General features: G+C 29.4%; 30 protein-coding genes. 23 read left to right on the top strand and 7 right to left on the bottom strand.

Features of this window, described 5'->3' with window-relative positions; translation table 11 throughout:
- Positions 1-4 precede the first annotated feature (4 nt).
- The 7 genes from ACQ3F0_RS02135 to ACQ3F0_RS02105 all read left to right on the top strand — a co-directional run bounded on the left by ACQ3F0_RS02135 (position 5) and on the right by ACQ3F0_RS02105 (position 8,973).
- Positions 5-1,351, top strand: coding sequence for an ABC transporter substrate-binding protein (locus ACQ3F0_RS02135; RefSeq protein ID WP_428863376.1), 1,347 nt, complete (start codon positions 5-7; stop codon positions 1,349-1,351).
- Between the two features lie 388 nt (positions 1,352-1,739).
- Positions 1,740-3,125 carry a sigma-54 interaction domain-containing protein gene (locus ACQ3F0_RS02130; protein ID WP_428863375.1) on the top strand — a complete coding sequence of 462 codons (1,386 nt, stop codon included), beginning with the start codon at positions 1,740-1,742 and terminating at the stop codon, positions 3,123-3,125.
- A 357-nt stretch (positions 3,126-3,482) separates the two neighbouring features.
- Positions 3,483-4,868, top strand: coding sequence for a dihydropyrimidinase (gene hydA / locus ACQ3F0_RS02125; protein WP_428863374.1), 1,386 nt, complete (start codon positions 3,483-3,485; stop codon positions 4,866-4,868).
- Between the two features lie 149 nt (positions 4,869-5,017).
- Positions 5,018-6,247, top strand: a complete 1,230-nt coding sequence (locus ACQ3F0_RS02120; RefSeq protein WP_428863718.1) for a Zn-dependent hydrolase — start codon at positions 5,018-5,020, stop codon at positions 6,245-6,247.
- A 172-nt stretch (positions 6,248-6,419) separates the two neighbouring features.
- The gene (locus ACQ3F0_RS02115) at positions 6,420-6,899 is read left to right on the top strand and encodes a DUF1097 domain-containing protein (protein ID WP_428863373.1); all 480 of its coding nucleotides are present in this window, start codon (positions 6,420-6,422) and stop codon (positions 6,897-6,899) included.
- A 288-nt stretch (positions 6,900-7,187) separates the two neighbouring features.
- The gene (locus ACQ3F0_RS02110; protein ID WP_428863372.1) at positions 7,188-8,138 is read left to right on the top strand and encodes a prenyltransferase/squalene oxidase repeat-containing protein; all 951 of its coding nucleotides are present in this window, start codon (positions 7,188-7,190) and stop codon (positions 8,136-8,138) included.
- A gap of 1 nt (position 8,139) precedes the next feature.
- Entirely contained in the window at positions 8,140-8,973 is an 834-nt protein-coding gene (locus ACQ3F0_RS02105) for a DUF2785 domain-containing protein (RefSeq protein WP_428863371.1), read from the top strand.
- Positions 8,974-9,027: 54 nt separating this feature from the next.
- On the opposite strand, the gene ACQ3F0_RS02100 is transcribed toward ACQ3F0_RS02105, so the two are convergent.
- From ACQ3F0_RS02100 to ACQ3F0_RS02090, 3 genes are all read right to left on the bottom strand, one after another.
- Positions 9,028-10,659: a recombinase family protein gene (locus ACQ3F0_RS02100; RefSeq protein WP_428863370.1), complete on the bottom strand. Its 1,632-nt coding sequence runs from the start codon at positions 10,657-10,659 to the stop codon at positions 9,028-9,030.
- A gap of 161 nt (positions 10,660-10,820) precedes the next feature.
- Positions 10,821-11,261: an ImmA/IrrE family metallo-endopeptidase gene (locus tag ACQ3F0_RS02095; RefSeq protein ID WP_428863717.1), complete on the bottom strand. Its 441-nt coding sequence runs from the start codon at positions 11,259-11,261 to the stop codon at positions 10,821-10,823.
- A gap of 70 nt (positions 11,262-11,331) precedes the next feature.
- The gene (locus tag ACQ3F0_RS02090; protein ID WP_428863369.1) at positions 11,332-11,823 is read right to left on the bottom strand and encodes a helix-turn-helix domain-containing protein; all 492 of its coding nucleotides are present in this window, start codon (positions 11,821-11,823) and stop codon (positions 11,332-11,334) included.
- 131 nt (positions 11,824-11,954) lie between these two features.
- Here ACQ3F0_RS02090 and ACQ3F0_RS02085 point away from each other — a divergent pair, with 131 nt between their 5' ends.
- From ACQ3F0_RS02085 to ACQ3F0_RS02050, 8 genes are all read left to right on the top strand, one after another.
- Positions 11,955-12,143, top strand: a complete 189-nt coding sequence (locus ACQ3F0_RS02085) for a helix-turn-helix transcriptional regulator (RefSeq protein WP_428863368.1) — start codon at positions 11,955-11,957, stop codon at positions 12,141-12,143.
- Positions 12,144-12,248: 105 nt separating this feature from the next.
- Positions 12,249-13,070, top strand: coding sequence for a phage antirepressor (locus tag ACQ3F0_RS02080; protein ID WP_428863367.1), 822 nt, complete (start codon positions 12,249-12,251; stop codon positions 13,068-13,070).
- Between the two features lie 49 nt (positions 13,071-13,119).
- A complete protein-coding gene (locus ACQ3F0_RS02075) occupies positions 13,120-13,293 on the top strand; it encodes a hypothetical protein (RefSeq protein ID WP_428863366.1) in 174 nt (57 codons plus the stop codon).
- A 188-nt stretch (positions 13,294-13,481) separates the two neighbouring features.
- Positions 13,482-13,856: a hypothetical protein gene (locus ACQ3F0_RS02070; RefSeq protein WP_428863365.1), complete on the top strand. Its 375-nt coding sequence runs from the start codon at positions 13,482-13,484 to the stop codon at positions 13,854-13,856.
- A complete protein-coding gene (locus ACQ3F0_RS02065; RefSeq protein ID WP_428863364.1) occupies positions 13,831-14,691 on the top strand; it encodes a DnaD domain-containing protein in 861 nt (286 codons plus the stop codon). Before ACQ3F0_RS02070 ends, ACQ3F0_RS02065 begins: the two co-directional genes overlap by 26 nt.
- Positions 14,675-15,433, top strand: a complete 759-nt coding sequence (locus tag ACQ3F0_RS02060; RefSeq protein ID WP_428863363.1) for an ATP-binding protein — start codon at positions 14,675-14,677, stop codon at positions 15,431-15,433. Before ACQ3F0_RS02065 ends, ACQ3F0_RS02060 begins: the two co-directional genes overlap by 17 nt.
- A 77-nt stretch (positions 15,434-15,510) precedes the next feature.
- The gene (locus tag ACQ3F0_RS02055) at positions 15,511-16,041 is read left to right on the top strand and encodes a sigma-70 family RNA polymerase sigma factor (RefSeq protein ID WP_428863362.1); all 531 of its coding nucleotides are present in this window, start codon (positions 15,511-15,513) and stop codon (positions 16,039-16,041) included.
- Between the two features lie 135 nt (positions 16,042-16,176).
- Entirely contained in the window at positions 16,177-16,338 is a 162-nt protein-coding gene (locus ACQ3F0_RS02050; RefSeq protein WP_428863361.1) for a YvrJ family protein, read from the top strand.
- Between the two features lie 85 nt (positions 16,339-16,423).
- Here the strand turns inward: ACQ3F0_RS02050 and ACQ3F0_RS02045 are convergent, their stop codons facing one another.
- Positions 16,424-16,999: a DUF4362 domain-containing protein gene (locus ACQ3F0_RS02045; RefSeq protein ID WP_428863360.1), complete on the bottom strand. Its 576-nt coding sequence runs from the start codon at positions 16,997-16,999 to the stop codon at positions 16,424-16,426.
- 258 nt (positions 17,000-17,257) lie between these two features.
- On the opposite strand from ACQ3F0_RS02045, the gene ACQ3F0_RS02040 reads away from it, so the two are divergent.
- The 4 genes from ACQ3F0_RS02040 (at position 17,258) to ACQ3F0_RS02025 (ending at position 19,372) form a co-directional block, all read left to right on the top strand.
- On the top strand, positions 17,258-17,485 hold the full coding sequence (locus ACQ3F0_RS02040; RefSeq protein ID WP_428863359.1) for a DUF1659 domain-containing protein: 228 nt from the start codon (positions 17,258-17,260) through the stop codon (positions 17,483-17,485).
- A 260-nt stretch (positions 17,486-17,745) separates the two neighbouring features.
- Positions 17,746-17,970 (top strand): DUF2922 domain-containing protein, encoded by a 225-nt coding sequence (locus ACQ3F0_RS02035; RefSeq protein ID WP_428863358.1) that lies wholly within the window; start codon positions 17,746-17,748, stop codon positions 17,968-17,970.
- Between the two features lie 313 nt (positions 17,971-18,283).
- The gene (locus ACQ3F0_RS02030; RefSeq protein ID WP_428863357.1) at positions 18,284-18,466 is read left to right on the top strand and encodes a peptidoglycan-binding domain-containing protein; all 183 of its coding nucleotides are present in this window, start codon (positions 18,284-18,286) and stop codon (positions 18,464-18,466) included.
- Between the two features lie 249 nt (positions 18,467-18,715).
- Positions 18,716-19,372: an Rpn family recombination-promoting nuclease/putative transposase gene (locus ACQ3F0_RS02025; protein WP_428863356.1), complete on the top strand. Its 657-nt coding sequence runs from the start codon at positions 18,716-18,718 to the stop codon at positions 19,370-19,372.
- A gap of 436 nt (positions 19,373-19,808) precedes the next feature.
- On the opposite strand, the gene ACQ3F0_RS02020 is transcribed toward ACQ3F0_RS02025, so the two are convergent.
- Positions 19,809-20,069, bottom strand: a complete 261-nt coding sequence (locus tag ACQ3F0_RS02020) for a hypothetical protein (RefSeq protein ID WP_428863355.1) — start codon at positions 20,067-20,069, stop codon at positions 19,809-19,811.
- A gap of 641 nt (positions 20,070-20,710) precedes the next feature.
- On the opposite strand from ACQ3F0_RS02020, the gene ACQ3F0_RS02015 reads away from it, so the two are divergent.
- Complete coding sequence (locus tag ACQ3F0_RS02015) at positions 20,711-21,316, top strand: DUF998 domain-containing protein (RefSeq protein WP_428863715.1); 606 nt, start codon at positions 20,711-20,713, stop codon at positions 21,314-21,316.
- A 290-nt stretch (positions 21,317-21,606) separates the two neighbouring features.
- Positions 21,607-22,659: a hypothetical protein gene (locus tag ACQ3F0_RS02010; protein ID WP_428863354.1), complete on the top strand. Its 1,053-nt coding sequence runs from the start codon at positions 21,607-21,609 to the stop codon at positions 22,657-22,659.
- Between the two features lie 290 nt (positions 22,660-22,949).
- Here ACQ3F0_RS02010 and ACQ3F0_RS02005 read toward each other — a convergent pair whose 3' ends face one another.
- Entirely contained in the window at positions 22,950-23,447 is a 498-nt protein-coding gene (locus tag ACQ3F0_RS02005) for a prolyl-tRNA synthetase associated domain-containing protein (protein ID WP_428863353.1), read from the bottom strand.
- A gap of 237 nt (positions 23,448-23,684) precedes the next feature.
- Between ACQ3F0_RS02005 and ACQ3F0_RS02000 the strand changes: the two genes are divergently transcribed.
- A complete protein-coding gene (locus ACQ3F0_RS02000) occupies positions 23,685-23,906 on the top strand; it encodes an RnfABCDGE type electron transport complex subunit D (protein ID WP_428863352.1) in 222 nt (73 codons plus the stop codon).
- Entirely contained in the window at positions 23,888-24,175 is a 288-nt protein-coding gene (locus ACQ3F0_RS01995; RefSeq protein WP_428863714.1) for a 4Fe-4S dicluster domain-containing protein, read from the top strand. The genes ACQ3F0_RS02000 and ACQ3F0_RS01995 overlap by 19 nt, the downstream gene beginning before the upstream one ends.
- A 163-nt stretch (positions 24,176-24,338) precedes the next feature.
- On the opposite strand, the gene ACQ3F0_RS01990 is transcribed toward ACQ3F0_RS01995, so the two are convergent.
- Positions 24,339-24,935 (bottom strand): GNAT family N-acetyltransferase, encoded by a 597-nt coding sequence (locus ACQ3F0_RS01990; RefSeq protein WP_428863351.1) that lies wholly within the window; start codon positions 24,933-24,935, stop codon positions 24,339-24,341.
- Positions 24,936-25,167: the final 232 nt, after the last annotated feature.

The following is a 25,167-nucleotide window of genomic DNA, read 5'->3' as shown; positions in this document are numbered from 1 at the left end:
AAAAATGAAAAGCACAAAGAAGTTTGTTGCACTTTTTGCTGTACTTTGCATGATGGTTTTTATGTCAGCATGTTCAGGTAATGCAAATACAAAAGCAACATCAACATCTGAGGATAATACTCAGGAAGTAAAACCACTAGAAATTGAATTTTGGCATGCTATGACAGGGGGAAATGAAGAAGCTCTTCAGGAAATAGCAGATGATTTTAATTCAGAGAATGAAGATATAAATGTAAAATTAGTATATCAAGGTCATTACAAAGAATTATTTCAAAAGCTAGATGGTGCAGCTCAAGCTGGTCAGTTGCCAGAATTAACTATGATATACCCTAATAGAATGACTGCGTACATAATGAATGGTTTTGGACAAGATCTTACTGGATATATTAATGATCCTGAAATTGGTTTTACTAAAGAAGATTTGGAAGATATTCCACCTGTATTTATGAAGGGAATTTGGGATGAAAAGTACTATACTCTCCCATGTAATAAGAGTGCATATGAATTATTTTACAATGAAGATATGTTAAAAGCTAAGAATGTAGAAGTTCCAACTACTTGGGATGAATTAAGAGACGCGGCAGAAAAATTATCTGTAGATGCTGATAATGATGGAAATAATGAAGTTGTTGGTCTTGCATTAAACAGATCAGCTGGTATTGATTTTAGTTTTTGGGTTGAACAAGCTGGTGGACATCTTTTAAGTGAAGATGAAACAACATTATTATTTAACTCAGAAGCAGGTGTTGAAGCATTTGATTTTGTAACAGGAATGGCTAAGGATGGTTTTCTAAAGATTGTTAGTGAGGATAAATATGCATATGCACCTTTCGCAAGAAAAGAAGCTGCTATGATAATTACATCTACGTCAAAGGTTCCTGATTTAGAAGTTGCTATAGGAGATTCAGAGTTAAACTGGAATGCTGCAGAACTTCCATCATACAAAAATAAAGCTGTGTTATTTACAGGTACAGATATGGCTATGTTTAGTACAAATTCTGATGAAGAAAAATTAGCTGCATGGAAATTTATGAAGTATTTTATGAGTAAAGAAGCTACTATTAAGTGGGGAATGAATTCAGGTTATCTTCCTGTTAGATATTCAGCTCTTGATTCAGAAGACTTCAAGAAAGTAATGGTAGAAAAGCCAACCAAAGAGATAGCTGTAAGAAGTTTTGAATATGGATTTAGAGATCCAAAAGTTTTAAATGGATATGCAATCCATAGTAATATGCAAAAAGCTTTAGGAGAGGTTTTAGAAGGTGTGAAAACTAGTAAGGAAGCACTAGATGATGCTAGAGATCAAGCAAGAAAAGAATTAGATGAAGCTAAAAAGAATTTTGGTAAGTAAATTAAAAAATGATTGTCGGATTTCCGATAATCATTTTTTGTATGCAAAATTATCATTTGAGTCGAAGAATAAATTTGAAGATGATAATAAAATGGAGTTATATAATCAAATCAAAGGTTTTGAATTATTTCAAAAAAACAAAAAAAATAGTATAATAGATTATAGTAAAATATAAGCAATTGATTATAAAATAGTAAAATGATGATAGTATTTACAAAAAGTAATGAGATAAAATTAGCACATTTAACTCACAATAAGGCGAACCAATTGTTCGTCAAGGAACGCTCAGTAGAAAAACACACACATAGGGTTCCTTGTAAGCGAGCTTATGGTCCAAGATCACTTGATATATATAAATTATTTCTTTAAAGAGGTGAAATTTGAGAATATGGATAATTATGAGATGATAAAAAAAGAACTGACACAATATGAAGATTTATATAGTGAAATAGAGGAAATGGAAAAATTGACATTTGATCAAATTACTGTTATTGATAGAAATGAAAAAGTTGTGTTAGTAGGAAAAACATGTAAAGAAAGTTTTGGAATACCAGAAGAAGAAATGATAGGTCAGTATGCTAGTAATTTAGAACAAAAAGGTGTTTTTGATAAATCTATTACATTAGAAGTACTTAAACAAAGAAAAAAGGTTATCTTGATACAGCATACCTCTAGTAATAAGACATTAATGGCAACAGGTTTCCCTATATTTAACCAGAAAAAAGAAATAATTAAAATTATAAATATTTCAAAAGATATCACTAATATTGATAAATTCGATAAATTGGTAGGGAGTGAAAAAGAAGCATTACAAATAAAGAGAATAGAAAAAAAAGACATTGTTAGCGTAAATGGTAAAATTAAAAAAAATCTTGATTTGATAAAAAGAACTGCTAGTTTAGATAATACAACACTCTTTTTAGGTGAAACTGGTACAGGAAAAAGTTTTTTCGCTAATATTATTCATCAAATGGGTAATCGAAAGAATAAACCTTTTGTAACAATTAATTGTGGAGCAATTCCTGAAAATCTACTTGAATCTGAATTATTTGGATATGTTGAAGGTGCTTTTACAGGCGCAAGTAAAAAAGGTAAGCAAGGTTTGCTCGAAATAGCCGAAGATGGAATTATATTTTTTGATGAAATTGGAGAAATGCCTATGAAACTTCAAGTGAAATTATTAAATGTCTTACAAGATATGAGAGCCTGTAGAATCGGTGGTTTAAGTACATATGAAATAAAAGCAAAGATAGTCGCAGCAACCAATAAAGATTTGAAAAAAGAAATAAAAATGGGTAATTTTCGTGAAGACCTTTATTATAGATTAAATGTTCTACCTATCTACATTCCACCATTAAGAGAACGTATTGAAGATATTGATATGCTTAGCAATTGCTTTTTAAAAAGATATAATGATAAATATAATAGTAATAAAAAACTATCACAGCATGCATTTAATATGTTACTAGCATATAATTGGCCTGGAAATATACGAGAACTTGAAAATACAATTGAAAGATTAGTAATTACAAGTAATGAAAATATTATAACTAAAGATGAAGTAGCAGATATCATTACACCTGAAAATGATATAGAAAAAATATATTTAGAAGTAAATGATGTTATACCACTAAAAAAAGCAGTTAAAAGATTAGAAAAACAACTATTATTAATAGCTAAAAAAAAATATAAAACAACTAGAAAAATGGCTATAGCGCTTGAAATTGACCAATCAACTATTGTGAGAAAATTAAAAGAGTATACGCTGAATTAATCTGATGTATATTTCAATCACTTTTTTATTACTTAATGATGCATTTACACATCATTAAGTGATTTTTTTTTCTGATTGTACAAGTATTAGAAATTCATATTAAAAATAAAAAATATATAAGCCTTGAAATATGGGCATTTATAAATGTTTTTCCATATTTTTATGAAAATGATTACAATTTGGCATGCATATTGCTTTATAAACTGGTAAATGCAATACTTATCATCAATAGCAATGCTTAATGCATTTTAAGTTTCATACATAATAGTATAAAAGTTTTAAAGAAAAATTTTCAGCTAATAAAGGATTATAGGTTGCCTTTACTAACCTAAATATATTATAGAAGGAGAGTTTATAGTGAAACAATTTGACAGTATTATTAAAGGAGGAAGAATCATAACAGCAGCTGATACATTTAAAGCCGATATAGGAATAAAAGATGAAACAATTGTACAAATAGGATTGGATTTAGAAGATAAGGAAGCTAAAATTATTGATGCAAAGGGTAAATATGTGATGCCAGGAGGGATAGATCCTCATACTCACATGGATATGCCATTTGGTGGAACACAGGCTAGTGATGATTTTAATACTGGAACTATTGCAGCAGCTTGTGGAGGAACAACAACAATAGTAGATTTTTCAGTACAGCCTAAAGGAAAAACATTAAAGGAAGCTGCTGAGATTTGGAGAAAAAAAGCTGATGGAAAGGCTGTAATAGATTATGGTTTTCATTTAGCTATAACTGATATGAATGATGATATTTTAGAAGAGATACCTAGTATAATTAAAGCAGGTTACTCTACTTTTAAACTATTTATGACTTATGATGGTTTAAGAGTTACAGATTATTCTCTTATGAAGACATTAAAGAAGGTTTCTGAAAATGGTGGATTAATATCTGTTCATGCTGAAAATTACCACGCTATAAATTATTTCACAGAAAAATTAAAATCAGAAGGAAAAGTAGAACCAAAATATCATGCAGCATCTCGTCCAGCTATGGTGGAAGGTGAAGCTGTTGGTAGAGCTATAAAATTAGCTAAATTATGTGAGACTCCTCTTTATATAGTGCACAATAGTTGTGAAGAATCTGCTTCAGAAATACAACGTGCAAGAGAAGAAGGATATCCAATAATGGGAGAAACATGCCCTCAATATTTACTATTATCACTTGATAATTATGAAGAACCAGGATTTGATGGTGCTAAATATGTTATGTCACCACCTTTAAGAGATAAAAGTAATTGGCCATATATGTGGAAATCATTAGCAAAGGATACTGTTCAATTAGTAGCAACTGATCATTGTCCATTCTTTATGGAACAAAAGGAATTAGGAAAAGAATTCTTTGCAAAAATTCCAAATGGAGCTCCTGGTGTAGAATTAAGAATGGCATTGATGCATACTTATGGAGTAGTAGAAAATAGATTTGACTTACAAAGATTTGTGCAGATTACATCAACTAATGCGGCTAAAATATTTGGAATGTATCCTAAAAAAGGCACTATTGCTGTAGGTAGCGATGCTGATATCGTTATTTTTAATCCTGATATAGAAAAAACAGTAACAAAAGAAATGCTTCATGAAAATGTAGATTATACTCCTTATGAGGGAATGAAACTAAAAGGATATCCAGAAGTTACAATTTCTAGAGGAAAAGTAATTGTAGAAAATGGTCAATTTATTGGAGAAAAAGGCTGTGGTAAGTTTATTAAAAGAGGGACTCCAATGATAATATAAGTAAAATATATAAGAATATGTGGAATTATTATATTTGGTTATCAGAGATGATAATTTAATAGTTCTAATATTCGCAATATTCACAATGTTATGATAATAAAATCAATATGATTAAATATAAAAATTACAGGGGGTACTTAATAATGAATATGAAATTTTGTGATGTAAAAAGAATGGAAGATAAAATCAAAACGTTTGCAACTTATGGTGATGCAGGACATGGTGGAATTACTCGATACTCATTGTCACCAGAGGATGTTCAGGCTAGAGAAGAATTCAGAAAGAGAATGGAAGCTATTGGTGCCGAAATAACTGTTGATGATATGGCAAATATGTATGCTACTATTCCAGGTTCAGATCCTAAAGCAAAAAGAATTGTTATGGCATCTCACACTGATTCAGTAAAAAATGGGGGTAACTATGATGGAATCTTAGGTGTTATGACAGCTATGGAAGTTTTAGAAACTATTGTAGATCAGAAAATCCCTCATAAACATCCAGTTACAGCCATGATTTGGACAAATGAGGAAGGTTCATTATATCCACCAGCAATGATGTCATCAGGTGTAATATGTGAAAAATTTGATAAGGCTACAATGATTGCATCAAAGAGTGTATTAGATGGAGAAACTACTTTCGGACAAGCTTTAGCAGCAAGTCGTTATGCTGGAGCAGTAGAAAATAGATTAAATCCTAATGATTATAAATGCATGCTTGAACTTCATATTGAACAGGGTCCAATCCTTGAAGCTGAAAGAAAGGATATTGGTGTTGTTACTTGTGTACTTGGTATGATTAACTACAGAATAAGAACTTATGGGCAAGCAGATCATGCTGGTACTACTCCTATGAGATATAGACGAGATGCTCTTTATGCAGCTGCTCAGGTTCTTACTTATTTGCATAATGAATTAGATAAACTTGATCCGGAACTTGTTTACACAACTGGTGAAATTAAATGTCATCCTTGTGTGCATACAGTAATTCCTGATTTCGTTGACTTCTCAATTGATGCAAGACATGAAGATCCTAAGGTAATTGAACAGGTTCTTGATGTTATTAAGAACATGCCTAAGGAAGTTGCTAAGTGCAAAGTTGATTATGAGAAAGCTTGGGCTCGTGATACGGTATACTTTGATAAAGAATTAGTAGAGTTTGTTAAGGAAAGTGCTGATGAAGCAGGTATTTCTAACCAGTACATTAACAGTGGAGCAGGACATGATGCTCAGTTCGTATGTGAAATGATGCCTACTACTATGGTTTTCGTTCCTTCAAAAGATGGTCATAGCCACTGTGAGCCAGAATTCACATCAGTTGAGCAGTGTACAAATGGTGCAAGTGTAATGCTAAATACAGTACTTAAGGTAGATGCAAAATAGAAAATTTAAATTCACTTAATCGCACAAAAAAATATATAAACTACTATTAATACAATTAAAAGGCACAGTTGTTTATTATTCTGTGTCTTTTAATTTAAAAAACATACAAAAGCTGTTAGAAAAAAATTGATTTCTAAGATTGTGTATAATCTAATAAAATAGGGGTGAAAAAATGAAGAATTTATTTGCACTTTCTTTAACTACTGCAATTTTGTGTGGTATTTGGGTAGCGGTAAGCCCTTCTTTAGGATTGCTTGGATGGGCCGGATTTGCTGGATGCACAGCTTTTTTTGCAGCAGGAGGTAAGGTGAAAGGTTTTAAGAATGCTATTATTACAAATTTAAGTGGTGTTTTAGGAGCTATGATAATTATACAAACATGTAACCATGTGGAGTTTGCACATATTGGTGCTATTAGTACTGCTATAATAACATTTATAATGTGTATACAGGCTAAAATCAAAATATTTGAGTTTATTCCAGGAACATTTATAGGATCATTCTCAACTTTTGCTTCTGGGGGAGATTGGAAAGTTATAATACCATCACTAATTTTGGGTGCGATTTTAGGATATTTATGTGAAACAAGTGGTACATGGTTATTTAATATAACAAATAAGAATACTGATTCTGAAGAAAATGTTACTGCGTAATTTTTTATACAATACTTAATCATTGACCAGAATTGAAAGAAGATAATTAGCTATAAGAAAAAATATTAATAATCAGAAATGAAGGGATAGGTTTATATGGTATAATAAACTAGAACTTTTGAAGAAAAATTAATATTTGTATTTTAAATTTTTTATAATGAGGAAGATATGCTTAATCTTGAGCATTATCTTCCTCATTTGATTATGAAGATACAATTATAGTATTTTCAAAGAATCTTTTTAGAACATTGTATTATAGAATAATAGAACTGTATTGGAGGAAGGGTAATGAAGGTATTAACTAAATCGCTTTTTGATAAAATAAGTGAATATATGAATGAAGAAACAAGACCACTGGAAAAAGCTCTATTTAACTTCTATTTTAATAATTCACAGGGAAAAGAGATATTAGACACTTTAGAAGAATTTCAGAACAAGGATGGCGGATTTGGTTGTGGTATAGAACCAGATTTTAAACTTGTAGAATCATCTCCAATGGCTACATCAATAGGTTTGAGACACTTAAATTTATTAGATGGTAATGAAAGAGCACATGTGATGATAGCTAAAGCCATTGAATACTTGGAGAATACATTTGATAGAGATAGAAATGGTTGGTTTAGTGTTCCAAGAGAGGTGAATGATTATCCGCATGCACCCTGGTGGGAATTTAAAGATGATATAAATATGACAGTTATAGATTACTCTTGGGGAAACCCTACTGCCGAAATAATAGGTTATTTATATAAGTATAGACAATATATAAATAAGCTAGATATAGATTCTCTATTAAATTTTGCAATAAAGTCTTTAAATGAAAGAATAGAATTTAAATCAGAACACGAATTATTTTGTTATATCCACTTATATAATATTCTTGATAAAGAATTCAAGAGTAAGCTTGAGCAACCCATAAAAACAGCTGTAAGTCAATTAATTAATATTAATGAACCTGAATGGAAAAATTATGTGCCAACTCCACTAAGATTTATAAATTTTGATTCACAAAATTATTTTGAAATAAAAGAAGAATACATAAATCAAAACTTAGATTATATAATAAATAAATTAGAAGAAAAGGGTAAACTATTACCTACTTGGCAATGGGGAACTTACCAAGAACATTGGGAAATAGCAAAAAAAGAATGGATAGGGATATTAACATTGGAAGGATTACTTAGTTTATTGAAATTCGGAAGAACCTCAATATACAGAGATTCAAAAAGGCAGGGGATATAATTTGGAAAAACAAGCATTAAAAGAATTGTTAAAAAGCATAAAAGAGAATGACTATACAGTACCTCAAGGTGTAAATCCATACCAATTATCTTTAGAGATGATGAATAATATAGGGGATATTGATAGTGAATTGCGTGATGAATTGATACTTTCTAATCTATTTACGTGGATAAATGATGGAGTTTTATCAACAAATGAGGTTTATAATTTGTTAATGATAGCTTTAGATGAAGAACATATACTTAAGGGATTAGGTAGCATCAATGATTCAGTTTTCAGTAGAACATTCTCCATTGAAATAGTAGCAAGTGTTATTCATAGACACAGAAAGGAAAAATTTATATCTGAAAGTGATATTCAAAAAGCTTTTAATACTGTTTTGAAATTTTATAATGAAGATAAAGATGTTAGAGGTTATGTAGAAGATAAGGGCTGGGCACATGGGACTGCCCATGGTGCTGATGCCCTTGATGAATTTGCTAGATGCAAAGAAATTGGGTATGAGGGATTAAAAATAATATTAGATGCAATTTACAAGAAGGTGAATATAAATCATTATGGATATATTCACTTTGAGGATGAACGTATGATTACAGCTGTTAAAGCTGTATTAGAAAGAAAAATTATACCCGCAGAGGAAATTAAAGATTGGATTGAAAGCTTCAAGAAAATAAAAAAAACAGCTATACTTCAAGAAGACTTAGTTATTGAATTCAATGTAAATGCTTTCTTGAAAAGTTTGTACTTTAGATTGATTGATAAACCAGAATATGAACAAATCACAAATTTAGTTAAAGAGGTACTAAAGGAAATAAGTCGATTTGGTAAGTATTGAGATTACAATTATAGACCTAGACATATGTGAAATAAATTATGTCTAGGTTTTATTTTATATCTTTATGAGGGGACTATTTTTTTTATCCCCTGTGAAAAGGTGTATCTTAAATGTATTATTATCACCATTCCAGGTGATCTTCTCTACTATTGTTCCAATAAGCTTTCTTTTTTGTTTTATATCAGTGAAGGTATCATATTCATTGTTGAACTTCTTTAAAGCTTCTATAAGAATTTCAGTATTATCAATCTTTTCATTATGTTCAGAATTGCCTTTTTCAGCAACAGTAAGTTTATTTTTCAATTCTTCTATTTCATTATTAAGGTTTTCCATCTCACAAAAAATATATTTTGCAACTTGTTTATTATTATTAAGAGAAAGTTGTTTTACTAAATTATTAATAGCTATTTCCTTTTGGGCTATATTCTCTTTTAATTTTTTAATTGCGCTAGATTGAGCAGCATTTGAAGATTCTTTTGTAAGTGCAGATGCTAATTCATCAATCAAAAGTTCTTTGCTATAAGCCTTAAGTTCACTAATTACAAGGCTGTCTAATCTATCCACTCTGACATTGTTATTATCACATTTTTTCTTATAACTAGTATCTTTTGCAGAGCATACATAGTAATTGTATCTTACGCCTTCATGAGTTCTAGATTTATGGCCAAGCTTAATTTTCATATTAGCACTACATTTTTGACACTTAAGTATCCCAGTAAGAAGAGCAGTTGTTTTTCCTGTACCTAAACGAGGCTGTTTTTTAGATTTATTCTTATCTTGGGTAAATTGTATTTCTAACCAATCTTTAGCTGAAATAACACCTTTGTGCTTAGCTACAGCTGCTACCCATTCAGATTTATCTCTTTCAATAGTGATTTTTTTAGTTTTATTATAAGTTAAATAGCCATTTCCATTAGGTGTTCCAAATACGTTAATACCTGCATTTCTAAGGTGATTTTCTACATCAGGACTTGATTTGACATACAGGGGATTTGATAATAACCTTTTAACCTGTATAGTAGCCCAGTCTCCACCATTTTTACCTTTGATATTAGCTAAGTTTAAATATTTAACTACCTGAGATAATGATTGTAATTCCAGATATTTAGAAAATATAAGTCTTACAACTTTAAGCTCATCTTTAACAGGAGTTAACTTCATTAATGATCTTTCTTTTAACTCTTCATCAATATAGGTAATTCTTTCAGCTTTGAAGCCGAAGGGTTCTTGACCTCCAAGCCAACGACCAGTTTTAGCAAGCTGCAGCATATTATCTTTAACACGTTCAGCAATAGTTTCTCTTTCAAGCTGAGCGAATACACTTGCAATGTAAACCATAGCTCTACCCATTGGTGTGCTAGTATCAAACTGTTCTCTAATGGACACAAAGCTTATGTTATTCTCCTGCAAAAGTTCAAGAGTAGAGGAGAAATCAGCTACATTTCTGCTGATCCTATCAAGTCTATAGCAAATTAAGTAATCAAATTTATTGGCCTTTGCATCTTTTAATAATTGCTGGAACTGGGGTCTTTTAGTGTTACCACCACTAAAACCTTCATCTTCATATATAAAATACTCGTCTATATTTAGTCTATCTCCATAGTTTCTGCATAGCTCAATTTGATTCTCAATTGACTCGCCTTTTCCTGTAAATAAGCTTTTTCTAGAATAAATAGCTGCCTTCATTTTATCACCTCAGTGTTAATTTAATCTCGGTTTTAATTATTATTAATGGAAATAAAACATAAAGGTTGGCACTCAAGGGCGCTCAATAGTCGTTCTTTAATATTTCGACAAAACACAACAAATTCATAAAATGTAAATATTTTCTTGAAAGAGCATAAAATTTACTCAAATCCATTCCTGAACTTGAGTTCAACAAACTTTTTATCAATATTATATGTAGCAGCTATCGCATCCATAGTTAATCCATAACATGTCTCTTCGTTTACATCAGCTAGTAGAAGCTCTGCTGTGAATAAATTAGCTTGATTTTCATACTTATCCTTTGAATATAAAGTATATCGTTCAATGAAATACTTATTAAGTTTGGGATGAAATATAGCATGTCCTAACTCATGAGCACACACAAAGACTCTTTCGTAATCATCCAAGTCAGAATTTAATATAATTACTTTTGAACGATTTATTAGCTTATAAACACCCTTTATATTTCCTAAAGGGTGAGTGAATACTTCCATACCTAATTCATCTGCAAGTTCAAATGGATTATTTGTACCATACTTTTTCATTAATTGTTTAACTTTTTTTATAATTTTTTCTCTCATACTCAAATGACACCCCCAGTTTATCAGAACGACTATAACCTATAGGGTAGGGTAAATATTACCTCTAAGTTTATTTATATTTTTTTGGAGTATATTTCTCCTTATTTTTAATCTTTACATTTTCTAACGCATGCTTTAGCGCATTTTTAAGTAATTGCTTGTCAAGATCATCAAGAGGTTCACCATAAAATGTAATGCCTGACTCTGAGTCTGTGTCTGAATCTTCATTTTCAATTTCAGCCATCATTTTTTCTAAATCTTTTGCAATATCTCTTTTATCTCTTTTGGTTAACTTCATAGGTTCATTTATTGAAAGAGGTTCATCCATATCATCTAAGTAACCTGAAATTCTCATTAAGTAATTATAAGAAATACCATAAGCATTGCTAATAAGTTTTAATGTTTCTGGCGTAGGACTAATAGGGGAATCAGTTCTAGGATCTTTTCCTTTTTCCAAAGTACTTAAATATGAATGACTTATTCCTATCAACTTTCCAGCATCACGTAAACTCAATCCTAGTTCTTTTCTTTTATTAATTAGAATATCTCGAATATTATCCATTTAAAAACCTCCATAAAACAATTGTAATGCATAGATTACAAAAATGGAATATTATTTTCAAAAAAAACGTACAACATGATTGACAAAACGTAATACAAGCAATACAATAGTATGGAAAGGAGATGTAATGCGTGAAGAACACTATTAAAATCTTGAGAGCTAAGAATGAATTGACTCAAGAAGATTTAGCTATAGCTATAGGAATATCAAGGCCTGCCTTATCTGAAATTGAGACAGGTAAAGTTATCCCAGGCGGAAAAACAATCATTAAGATTGCAAATTATTTTGGCATACCTGCAGAACAAATTTTTTTTGAATAATGTGTAATACGAGGTGTACATATTGCAATGTAAAACTAGTTTTTACGATTTTAAAGATTAAAAACTAGGGAACAAGAGGAGGTAAAGGAAATAGAAAACAAATTGATGATTTTTGAAAAAAGAGAAGTAGAAGTTTTTGAGTTTAAAAAAGAGGTTTTATTTAATCCTTATCACGTAGGAGAATGTTTAGAATTAGGTGGAAGCACTATAAGAATGGCAATGAAGAATATGAACAATAGACAAGTAATTAAATTAACTAATTCAGATGTCAAAAGTATTGACATCCGAAAACTAAATAATGCAGGCGAAAATTTTCTTACAGAAAGAGGAGTTTACAAACTTATTTTCAAGAGCAGATCCAAAAGAGCAGAAAGATTTCAAGATTGGGTAACTGATGAAGTTCTACCTTCTATCCGAGAACATGGAATTTATGCAACAGAAGAGTTACTTAATAATCCTGATTTATTAATAAAAGTTGCCACACAGATTAAAAAAGAAAGAAGAAAAAGAATTGAAGTAGAGAAGGAAAACGAAAAAAACAGACCTAAAGTTTTATTTGCAGAAGCTGTTTCAGTCTCAAATACATCAATTTTAGTAGGAGATTTAGTAAAATTAATTAAACAAAATGGAGTAGATGTAGGTGCTAAAAGATTATTTGTATGGATGAGAAATAACGGGTACTTAATTAAAAGAAAAGGAACAGATTATAACATGCCAACACAATACAGTATGGATTTAAAATTATTTGAAGTTAAAGAAACATCAATAACTCATTCAGATGGGCATATAAGTATATCTAATACACCAAAAGTAACTGGTAAAGGACAATTATATTTTGTCAATAAATTTTTAAAAGAATTTGGTTTATCTATTAGTGACAAGGGACAAGTTATGGAAACATTCAAAACAGAAATAAATAGAAATTAAACTCATATATATGTAGTAGACCAATTATGATGGAGGCCAAAGTGCCAAAGTGCCTAGATGCAGAAATGCAGTTATTGCCGGAGAAGTTGTTGGAGAAATGACAGAGGAACTAAAAAGAGCCTATGCTAGGCAGTTAGCTAGAGCTCTACTTGCAGAACATGGAGCAGAGAAGTGCAAAAAGATTTTAGAAGGATTAAAAAAGAGTACAACATCTGATAAATAGGCTGAAAAGCCTTTTATAAAAAATTTTATTTCTATGTGGAGCATATACTCTCTCATTATATTTATATGCATTAGATTTAAGAATATTACAAAATGACAGGGGATAGTTGACTGTTTACAGTAAAGGACACCTTTCGCTAGTGCGAAGGCTTTGAATTGATAACTAATAAATAAAAGTTGGTGATAAAAATGCTAAAAATTGAAGATACTGTAGTATATGCTAGGGCCGTTACTACATATGAGCAGACCTTTGAAGAAGATGAAAATAATAATGCTGATATAGAAATTAATACAGAGAAGGGATGGAGCCGCTACAAAAAAGGAATTGTCCTTGGACAGTATTATCTAGACAGTGAAGATGTAATTGTTGCTTTTATCAATGTTAATGAAAAAGAAAAGTTTGAACTAGCTGAGATTTTATTTAAGGAGCTATATGATGAATGGACATATGAAGAGCTAGAGAGTAAATGCATGAGACTTGAGAATGAATTAGAAGAGGTTAAAGATAACTATGAAGCACTGCAAGAGAAGGTGAATTATGAAATATACAATACATGGATTTAGTCAATTAGTAATGGAATCATTAGGTATGGATGTTGTAGATGCGCTGTTATTAAGATACTTCGTTGATTTTAAAGACAGCGGTAGAATGATAAAGCAATTCATAGATGAAGATTATTATTATTGGCTCAAATACGAGAATGTAATTAAAGAGTATCCAACATTGAAGTTTAAAAAGGATACTGTCTATAGAAGATATAAAAAAATGTCTAAGAAAAATATTTTAAAACACGAAACTATAAAAAATCAATATGGAACTTATTCATACTTTACTTTAGGAGAGGAATATATTGATCTTATTTCATCACCTGGAGATAGTAAGGGAGTTGGATTAAAATCCGAAGGGGTCGGACATGCATCCGTAGGGGGTACGGATTTAAATCCTGAACATATTAATCCTTCTACTAAACATAATCCTTTAAATAATAAAGAAGATTTCAGCAAAGTAATAAGATTCTATGAAGAAAATATTAGCCCTTCTTTAAAAGGTTATACAATAGAAGTTTTGACTAATTTATATAATGACTTTAATGAAAATCCAGCACCTATTATTCTGGCAATGAAAATAGCAGTTAAAAAAGAAGCTAGAAATTTAAAATATATCGAAAAGATTTTAATGGATTGGTTGGAGCATGGGGTAAAAACTGAAGAAGAAATAGAGAGATACCTGAAGGATAGAAATAATAGAGGAGGTAAGAAAACTGGAAGCAATAAGTCAAATAATGGGGAAGGCTATACAAAAGGACCCGATAAAGAAACCCTTAGACTTGAAGAACTTGCAAAAGAAAAAGGACTTATCCCACCAGGTGAAATTCAGGATATTGAATGCGACTTCTAAATGTCCATATGGTGAATGTGACGGTTCTGGAATTAGCTTAGTCACAAATGGAGAAACAGGAGATACTTTTGGTAAATACTGCAGGTGTAGAGAAAGGATGATTCAAGAGAGGCGAATTAAATTTGCAAATATACCCTATGAATTTAAAGGACAGACACTTAAGTCTTTCAGGATAGATTGGTATAGCAACGAAATATCTAGAGGGAGAGCAGCAATAGCAAAGAAAGCTGCAGTAAATTTTGTTGTTAACTATGAAACCTTTGAAAAAAAAGGAAAAGGATTATATTTTTATAGCTATGTTAAAGGCTCAGGGAAAACAAGATTAGCAGTTTCCATAGGTAATGCTCTTATAGCAACAAAAAAAGCAGCGGTGAAATTCACAACTACATTAGATTTGCTCCATGAAATAAAAAAGAGCTATGACAAAGAAACTACTTATACTCAATCACAAATTATAGAAGCCATTACAAATGTTCAGTGTTTGATTTTAGATGATATTGGAGTTGAGAAGCAGAGTGAATGGGTAAAAGAAATATTTTATTCGCTAATTGATCATAGAATGACAAAGAAAAAAGTAACTATCTTTACATCAAACGTGAAGATAGACGAGTTAAAACATGATGAAAGAATAAAAAATCGTATAGAAAGAATGGCTGTACCAATTTACTTACCTGATGAAAGTATCAGATCACAGATAGCACAGAAAGAGAATGAAGATTTGACGAATTTATTGTTTAAATAAATAATTTGTTCTTTGAAAACTGAATAATATCAATCGGTGTAGGGAGCCTACACAAAATATAAAATGGTGGTGATAACTTGAAAAATTTAATTAGAAAAGCTAAGGAAGGCGATAGTAAAGCAGTTGAAAGTATTATAAATAAATACATGCCCTTGGTTTTAAGTGAGGCATCAAAATATCATATACCCGGATATGAGTACGATGATATTGTACAACACTGTTTTCTTAGTATTATAAAAGCAATTAAATTATATAAAATTGGACAAACTTCTTTTAGTTCATTTGTATCAAAAGTTGTGAAAAACAATAATGTTAATTTACTCTTAAGTAAAATAAAACATAATCGTGAAATTCAAAATGATGAACTATTAGACAATGGACTAAAGAATTATTCATTTACTATAGAAGATGAAGTTATAGCTTATGAAATGGTTGAAAATTTGAATAAAGCAATAATAGATTTAGAATATGAGGATAGGAAGGTAATAATTGATTTTTTTATAAATAAAAAACAATTAAATACTATTGCTTTAGAGTTAGAGAAAACATATAGACAAGTATACTATATAAAAGAAAATGCAATTAAAAAAGTAAAAAGAAGGCTTTGACTTGTATGTATATAGTGAGAGGTTATAATAATTCATAACTTATAGAGCTGAGCTATTTATATAATTAGTATTGCAGAGGTCGTTTAAGAATAATACTCACTAATTCTTAAGCCGACCTATTGGAGGTTGATAAGAATGTATGATGAAATAACAAAACTTATCTCAAACCTTGGCTTTCCAATTGGTGTCTGTATATACCTATTAGTTCGATTTGAAAAGAAGATTGAAGTTCTCAATAAATCTATTCAAGATCTTACAAGAGTTATAACAACAGTTATGGATAACCAGAAAAGATGAGAGGCTCTCATCTTTTTTTGATCTGCTAATATCAATAATTCATTTATCAAAAAACCTTTAGTAACTGTAGATAGTAACTTTAAGATTAATTAATAATACTACTTTTCTTAAAACTAATAATTGAATAACCTTTTTTGCCTTCTTTATTTTCAGTGATACCACCATACCATAAATCATTTGGATAGTCTCTTTTCTCTATATAATCTGAACCATATGGATCAGATGATGGAATAAAAGCATTTGGATCTGAGTAGGTATCATAGGCTGTATTAAATATTTTGTGACCATCATATTCTAGGTCATATAGCTTATTAACCCATGTTTTTTCATCTTTTCTTACATATTTAACAATTCGAATTTTATCTTTTTTCCCTTGATTAACATTTTCCATAAATCTATCAAGATTTTTAATATTATATATTTCATGATCGTTATTAGTTTTAATTGAAGGTTTATCAAGAAAAGATATCATCACTATGTTTCCATTTTTTATAGCTTTTTTATAATTTAAAGTTTCGTTATTTAGAATTTCATTATCATAGTTTGATGATAATACCTCTTTTACCAATAAGTTAGATTCACTCAATTCTTGGTTACTTAATACTGTTGCTGAGATAGATGCAAATACTATTAAAGATAAAGCTGTTAATTTTATTTTCATAAGATTATCCTTTCTTTATTTATGTATAATTCTTACTTTTATCTTTACCTATAAAAAATAACTTATTACCAGAAATGTTTTAATAACTTTTGTAAAAAAAACTTTATAACTTGTATGTATATAATGAAAGGCAATAATGAAAGAGATCGTTTATCAATAATTCCTACTAGATTCTTTCAAAAAATGATAATTGCCTCATATTTTTGAAAGAAAAGTAGGACTAATTGATAAGCCGACTCTGAGAGAGGGGGATATACTATGGCGGTTCAAGCAACAAAATTGAAATCTGATTTAGTTTTCAGAGTAATCACTGGACAAACTGAAGAAGGCGAAGATGTTTTAAGAACTAAAAGTTTTTCAAAGGTAAAGACTGATGCAATAGATCAAGACGTTTTTGATGTTGCAAATGCTATCAAAGAAGTTCTTGCACATCCAGTCTTCGAGATCAGAAGAGTAGATGCTGAATTACTTGAAGAGGGAATTTAATTATTTCAGTGACAAGTGATAAGTTGCAAGTGACAAGTTAATGATGGTTTTCTTACAGAAAATCTTTGACTAAGCCTCTGCTAGCTTGACTAACTGGTGTAATGAACTTTTGATATGGCAAAAGGTTTTTTATCGTTGGTTAATTAAAAGCTTTCACTTGTGAAAGGTGTCTATAACTTGTCACTTATCACTTGAAACTTGTCACTACGGTTGTTAAAAGTGCAATACATATTAAACTAAAATTATTGGGGGTATATAAAATGAGTAAAAAATTAGTTATGAAATTTAAGGACGCTGCTGGGGAGTCAAAATCTATGACTGTTACGGATGTTAAGGATGGTATCACTAAGGCTGATGCAGAGGCTCTTATGGATACTATAATTGCAAAGGATATTTTCGCATTTGGTCCAGATGTTTTATCTGCTAAGGATGCAGCGAGTATTGTTGAAACAACTGAAACAGACTTGTTTGATAACGAACTATAGAAAGGTAATATATTCTTTCTGTTGCTAAAATGATTGGAAAACATAAATATTTAATTAGCATAATGCGCTCACTTAAATTAGTGGGTGTTTTTTATTATATGAGGAGGTATGCATCATGCAGCTAGTTCTTGCTGTAGTATTAAAGATATTCATTATTGGCACCTAAAAAAGGGGTGGGCCGGTTGTTGAGCTGTGTCAACAGTTAGTAGGAAAGTATTCTATAAAAAATATTTATTGTCATAAAAAGTTTGTTAAGACCTTTTGTCCAGGAAATAAATTTCCATTTCGAAAAATAATTAATGAAGTATTTGATGTGTCAAATGATTCAGCATATACAGCTCAATATTCAGGATATTTAATAAAAAAAGATAGTAGCAAATATGATAAAAATATCGAAAAGATTCAGCAGCGATTAATAGAGCTTGGGTATGATATTGGGGCTTGCGGTGTTGATGGGGTTGTTGGGACGATTATTTGGGGGAGGTTGTTTGTGTAGAATACTATAATCCAAGGAACTTCTCGCTTTTCACCGAAATACCAGAAGATGTTCACCGAAAATTCTAAACACCAGATTTCACGGTTTTAGTTTTATATAGAAATAAGTATAATTAATACAGAAAATATGTTCGTATAAAAATGTGGTTTTGGTTAATAATATAAATGCTATAGTGTGTAAATAATGATATATTAAATTTACTTTTATTTTAAAACTATTGTATAATTAATATAGAAAGATGGTGTATTAATGAGCCATAGAAAAAATAATGAACATGATTTAGGTTACAAGAAAGTTTTTTCACATAAAGAAACATTTCTAGAATTCTTAAGAGATTTTGTAAAGAAAGATTGGGCAAAATATATTAAAGAAGAAGATTTAGTTTTAGTAGATAAAGAGTTTATACTTGAAGATTTTAAGGAAGAAGAAGCAGACATTATATATAAGGTAAAGATAAATAATAGTGAAGTTATTTTCTATATTTTATTAGAACTTCAGTCAAAAGTAGATTTTCAAATGCCAATTAGACTATTAATGTATATGACCGAAGTATGGAGAGACGAACTAAGAAATACTGAAGAAAATATTAGAAAAAGCAAGAGTTTTAAACTACCAGCAATAGTACCTATAGTTCTGTATAATGGCAAGAACAATTGGACTGCAGTGAGAAGTTTCAAGGAAGTTTTGAATAATTATGAATTGTTTGAAGAGAATATTGTAGATTTTAAATATTTATTATTCGACATAAACAGAATGGATAAAGATAAGCTTATTGAAATAGCTACACTCAATGAGGATTTAGTAAATAGAATAAATTCAGAGGAAGATATTGAAACTCTAAAGAAATGGGTGAAATTATCTGCAAGAGCTGAAACTTTGAAGGATTTTATTGATAAAATGAATTAAGTATTGTTATGGTAATAAGTGTGTGAAATTAATAAATAGTTTAGAAAAATCAGAAATGATTTTTCTAAACTATTTTTTTAGGAAATTATAATATGGTAATTAATTAAATAAATGTAAAAATCAAGTTAAAATTCCGGTTAGGCAACGTAATAAATATTATGTTAACTAAATCAAATGTAAACAAAATAAATTTGAAGAATTTAATAGGTTTTGTTTGTAAAAATAGTTAATAGAATAAGGGAAAAAGAAAATAAGGATTCCATTTTCCGGAAGGCAGTATATTCATCAGTATCAGTAAGTCAAACATTGACCTATGAAAACACAAACTATTCAATACGGTCCTTACCATGAGTTTCAATTTAAAGAGTAATTAAATTAAAGTATATAAAAAATTGAAAAATGATAACGAGTAGATTAAGTTCTACTCATTATTTTTTTAAATTTCTTCCTTTTTAATGGTAATCCTTTTACAATAATCACATTTGGTACAATAAAATAAATGTGTACATTCCATTTGATTTTCTTCGTTAACCTCAGCTAGAACAGTTTCAGGCAAATAAGGGCTATAATTATCATAATAATCTGAAACTTTCCCTCTGTCGACCATTTTACCATTACAATTTTTACAAACAACATCATAAGCCTTTAAACCATTACATAACGGACATATTTTATTAGAAGAATTAATTTCATACACAGTATATTCCTACTTTCATAATATTTATTATAAGTATGGATTAAAGAGTTATAACTTATTCAAATTTTTGTTATAACCTAATTGATAAATTGTAAATAATTTATCTTTTAAAGAATTATCCACTTTGCTCCCGAGTTATGATAAGACCCCTGGTAGACCAATGTCATCGATTTTGAACATGTGAATAATTTGTTTATATCCTCTAGGGTACGTAAAAAAAAATTCAAAACTTGTTTTAAATTTTTGTTTTGCAAAATAGAATTAATTTAATAGGTTTTCATTGTAAAAATAGTTAATAGAATAAAAGAAAAAGAAAATAATCCAAAAACAAGTAATTATTTAAAATAACTCTGATTATGCTTAAATGATTTATATTGTATAATCTTACCAAATGATATATAATATGTTCCATAGTTTACTAATTACCTAATTTTCTTATTAATATAACAATTGCTATATAAAACACAAAAATTTAGTTGTTTTATTAGGAGTAATAATATTAGTATTCATATTTTATTCAAGTAGGAAAATTGTTGATTATATTTACAAAGGTGAAAATGAATCTGAATTTGGAAGGATTCTTAGTTAATCAATAAGAAGAGGTGATTTTTTTGAGCTTATGGTGGTCAAAATTGAGTTGGATGTTATTAATAATAGCTATAATTGGAGATTACGTTGTTGCATATGTTTTGGCTTTTTTTTATCCTAGTTATAGTCATATGAAACAAGTTATGAGCGTTCTTGGAAACCCCAAAAGTCCAGTAGCTTTTATTTATAATCTCTGGCTAATTATCCTAGGAATATTAATATGTATTTCAGCAGTAAATTTCTATATGGTTTATTCTGGGGTATCAAAAGGTTATGCAAGTGCAGGAACAATAATATTATTTATCTTTGGAATTGGTGCAGGAATCATATCAGGGATATTTAGTGTTAATGAAGGTAAAGAGATTGAAACAAAAGCATCCAAAATTCATGGGATTGGAGCAGGTTTAGGTTTTCTAGGTTTAACTTTTATTCCTTTAGTTGTAGGTTTAATATCCCTTAAAGAGGGTAACAGCATAATAGGCATAATTTCAATAGTATTCTTTATACTTAGTATAGTTCTTTTTGTATTATTTGTTATGTCTGAAAAAGAAGACTTTCAGAAGTCTATAATAGGTTTTAGTGGAATGTGGCAACGATTGCTGTTAGCAAGTATGTATATACCATTATTATTGATAGCCTTAAAAAATACTATAATGTAACAAATTTGATAGTAAAGTAATAACAACAACTTATTAAGGTTATATTCCTTGTAGAATATGGATATCTTGAAAACATCATTGGTACTGAATTTCAAATTTAGAATTATGAATAAGAAAAAGCACCAGCTATAATTAGCCGGTACTCTTTGCTAAAGTATATGTGAAGTTATTTAAAGTATAGACATTACAAATATCGTTTATACATAAAATATAAATATGTGAAAAAAAGTTAATATGGTAAAGACTATTAATTTACTACCTAACATAATCTATAAAAGGGAGGTAGTAAGATGATTATTCATATCATAAATATCAGAAAGAAGTTAGTAGGGGTTTTATTAGGATGCATAATACTTGTTATAATACTTATTTTAAAATTAACTTATTTTAATGAGAGTCAAATTAGTACTGGCGCATTTATACATGTTGAAAAAGAGAGTGGCTATGAGAATGATTTAGCTGGATTTAGTAATGATAAATCTTATGAGCTAGATGAACGATTTCAAAGACCCTCTAAACTATCAGCAGTAAAGTTAAAATATAATTTTATAAGACCAAAGGATAAAGATGAAGTTCCACCATATATTGCTGAAGGATTTCCAACAATATATCAATCACCAGAAAATGTTATTCATGGGTATTACGCCATCCTTAAAAATGCTGCAAATATGATAGGGTATGGTGGAGGATGCGGCACAATATTATGGAATGATATACCATATCCATATGCATATAGATTACTTAGTGATGATATGAAAGCGAACATTACACTAGAAGAATTTAAAGATTCATTTAAAGGAACAGGGGCAATGAATTTATTACATCTTGAACCTGCTTATCAGCCTCCTAATACTCCTGATAATATTAAGTATTATTTTGTAGAAGTGGAAGTATTAAAAGGTCATAAATATAAAAAAGAAGGCAAAGGATTTAAAAGACAACCCAATTATTTTGAATACTATTATGGGATAGTTACAACTGAATATGATAAGAAAGAAGGATGGAAAATAAAATCAGTTGATTATTTACCTGAAATCTATTTATGTCACCCTTTACATGGATGGGATTATTATTATGATTGGATTATAGGTGTTATATATAATAATTGGTATGGTATGAATTTGAAAATTGATAATACAGAGATAGTAAATAACTATATAAAAGTATATGCAAGCAATCAAGATAACGAATATAAATTTGATTTTATACGATTGACAAATGGTGATGATGTTTTAGTACATGAATATATAAAAGAAAATGATAAGTGGAAAGAAGTATCAATACTTAAACCAGATCACGAAAAATATTACAAAATATCCATATTGAAATTTAATAATAAGTAGTATTATAAAATATATCATAAATAAGATATATTAACATAATGGTATTTCTATACATAGTAGGATTTTCAACTTAAAACTATAACCTAAAAGGGATTATCGATATTTTGATAATCCCTTCTTAATTTCATAAAAAAATTATAATCTGGTTATTCCACAAAAAGTAATTTAGTTGAACTTCGACCACAATATATAGCGTCAGAATGCATCAATCTGCGGTAGATATTGTAGTCGATTTTAGTTCAACTTACTTTTTGTGGTTTAACCATAATCTAAATTACCCAACATATTTGTTAATTTATATCTATATAATAAAACTTATTTTTATGCCACTCAATAAACTTTTGAAAATCTATGTAAGAAACACTTATTGTTGCTGTATTTACATTTGGATGGAAATTTATAATACTTGTACTAATTAAATCTCTATCTATTAGAACTATTACCTCTCTTTCAATATCGTTTATTATACCAAAAGGACTAACAGAACCTGGTTTAAGTCCTAGGTATTTATATAATCTTTCTTTTGAAGCAAATGATAAATTTGTACTTCCTATTTGTTTAGATAAAGATTTTAAATCTACCTGTTTTGATTCGGCTAAAATTATAAGGTAATGAACGTTTCCTTTTCTATTTCGGAGAAATAGATTTTTGCATTGTTGCCCTGAAATACATACATCTAATTTGTTTGCTTCTTCAATAGTATATACTGGGCTATGTTCATATCTAGTAAATTTAATTCCTAATAAATTGAGAATGTCATATAGTTTTTGTTCAGTTACACTAATCATTTTTTACTTCCCCCCCAATTTTGAAAATAAGACGCATTATTTTAATGATTTGAATTAATTCATAAAAGAATTATAACAGATTAATGGAACAACCTAAATAAAATTTATTTTTGCAATATCAACCTTTCGGTTGATGTTAAATTCTAATTTATTTTATACAGTTAGGGTTACATTTCTAGAAGGCAATACCGATTAATTAGAAAAATTAATGAAAGTGAGGGTGGATTATTAGGTGTTGTGGTAGCGTTAGTATTTGGAAAACATCTATTTGGAGGAACTGGTAAAAATATATTAAATCCTGCTATGGGAGGAGTTGTATTACTTAATTTTATTTTCCCAACAGAGAGCATTTTGTTTTCAAATAATCCTATAATATTTATTGCAATGCTACTTTCGCTGCCTTTTATTTTGATAAGACCACATTCCTCAATTGAAGACAAATTAACGAGAATGAGCTAATTGAAAAGTCAACAAACTTTATTGCAGTTAGTCAATTTCCACGTTATAAGGAATCCTATTGCTTAAAATGCGGAATTTGTGTAAAAAGATGTCCAAGTGCATTGGAGGTCTATAAAATTGCAAGTTATGTGGATAATGGACAATTAGAAAAGACTATTAAATATAACCCTGAACAATGTATTTCTTGTGGAATATGTAGTTACTATTGTCTTGCTGGAAAGAATTTAATGAGAAAAGTGAAAATAGCAAAGGATTTTAATAAGCGATAGATTGGCATAATAAAAATCAAAGGTAAGCAAGTTTGTCATCAGAGCCTCCTCACAAAGAGCACCGTTACTTTTAATGAGGAGACCTTTTCGACGAAACTATATAAAGCTATGGTAGTTTTAATCCAACTACCATAGCTTTGTACATAATTGTATGTAAAAAACTTTACGCAGGATTTATATTGTGCAAGAATAAAATCATATAGTATTCATCAGCATAAGTTCCATTACCATATTTTAATGCATGTTTCTTTGTACCATAAATCTGAAAACCTAAACTTTTATACATTGAAACAGCACGATTATTTTCAGTAACAACTTCTAGCTCAAGTTGTTCAATACCTTTTTCTTTGCACCATTTTATACATTCCTGCATCATCTTTTTACCAATACCATTTCTCCAATAATCCTTACATACAGCAATACCCATTGCGGCTCTATGAAGATATCTCTTGTTATTTGAAATTACTCCAACTGAACAATTAGCAATGATTCTACTATCTATTTCCCCAATCAGGAATAGGCTATTCTCATCCTTTGCAGTATTCTTAATAAATTCTCTTTCTTGTTCTAGTGAGAAATTAAATTCACCTGGCTCTCGCGCTAAGAATTTTGTTTCACTATCAACAATCTTCATTTGATCTATCAATCCCTGTTCATCACCTAATTGTGCATTTCGTATAATGAGCTTTTTTCCATCTCTTAATGCATACTCATTCTTGTAAAGTTCCCTAGAAACTTTCTTGTTTTGGTGGTTACCCATAATAATTTCCTCCAATTTGTAATTATTGTATTATTAATAATATTAGAAATATCGCTAATATCGCTTTCCATGTAACCACCTCCTAGTATATTTATGACATACGTAAATAATTGTTATTTTTTTAGTATTTATATCATATCAGATATTTATAACTACCTCAAATGAAATATATCTTAAAACAGTATTTCTTTTTTTACGTTACTTTTTTTGAGGAGACACAGGTGACGAACTT

Source organism: Clostridium sediminicola, assembly GCF_050402865.1.
Taxonomy (GTDB): domain Bacteria; phylum Bacillota; class Clostridia; order Clostridiales; family Clostridiaceae; genus Clostridium_AF; species Clostridium_AF sediminicola.
This window is presented reverse-complemented; position numbering and strand designations above follow the sequence as displayed.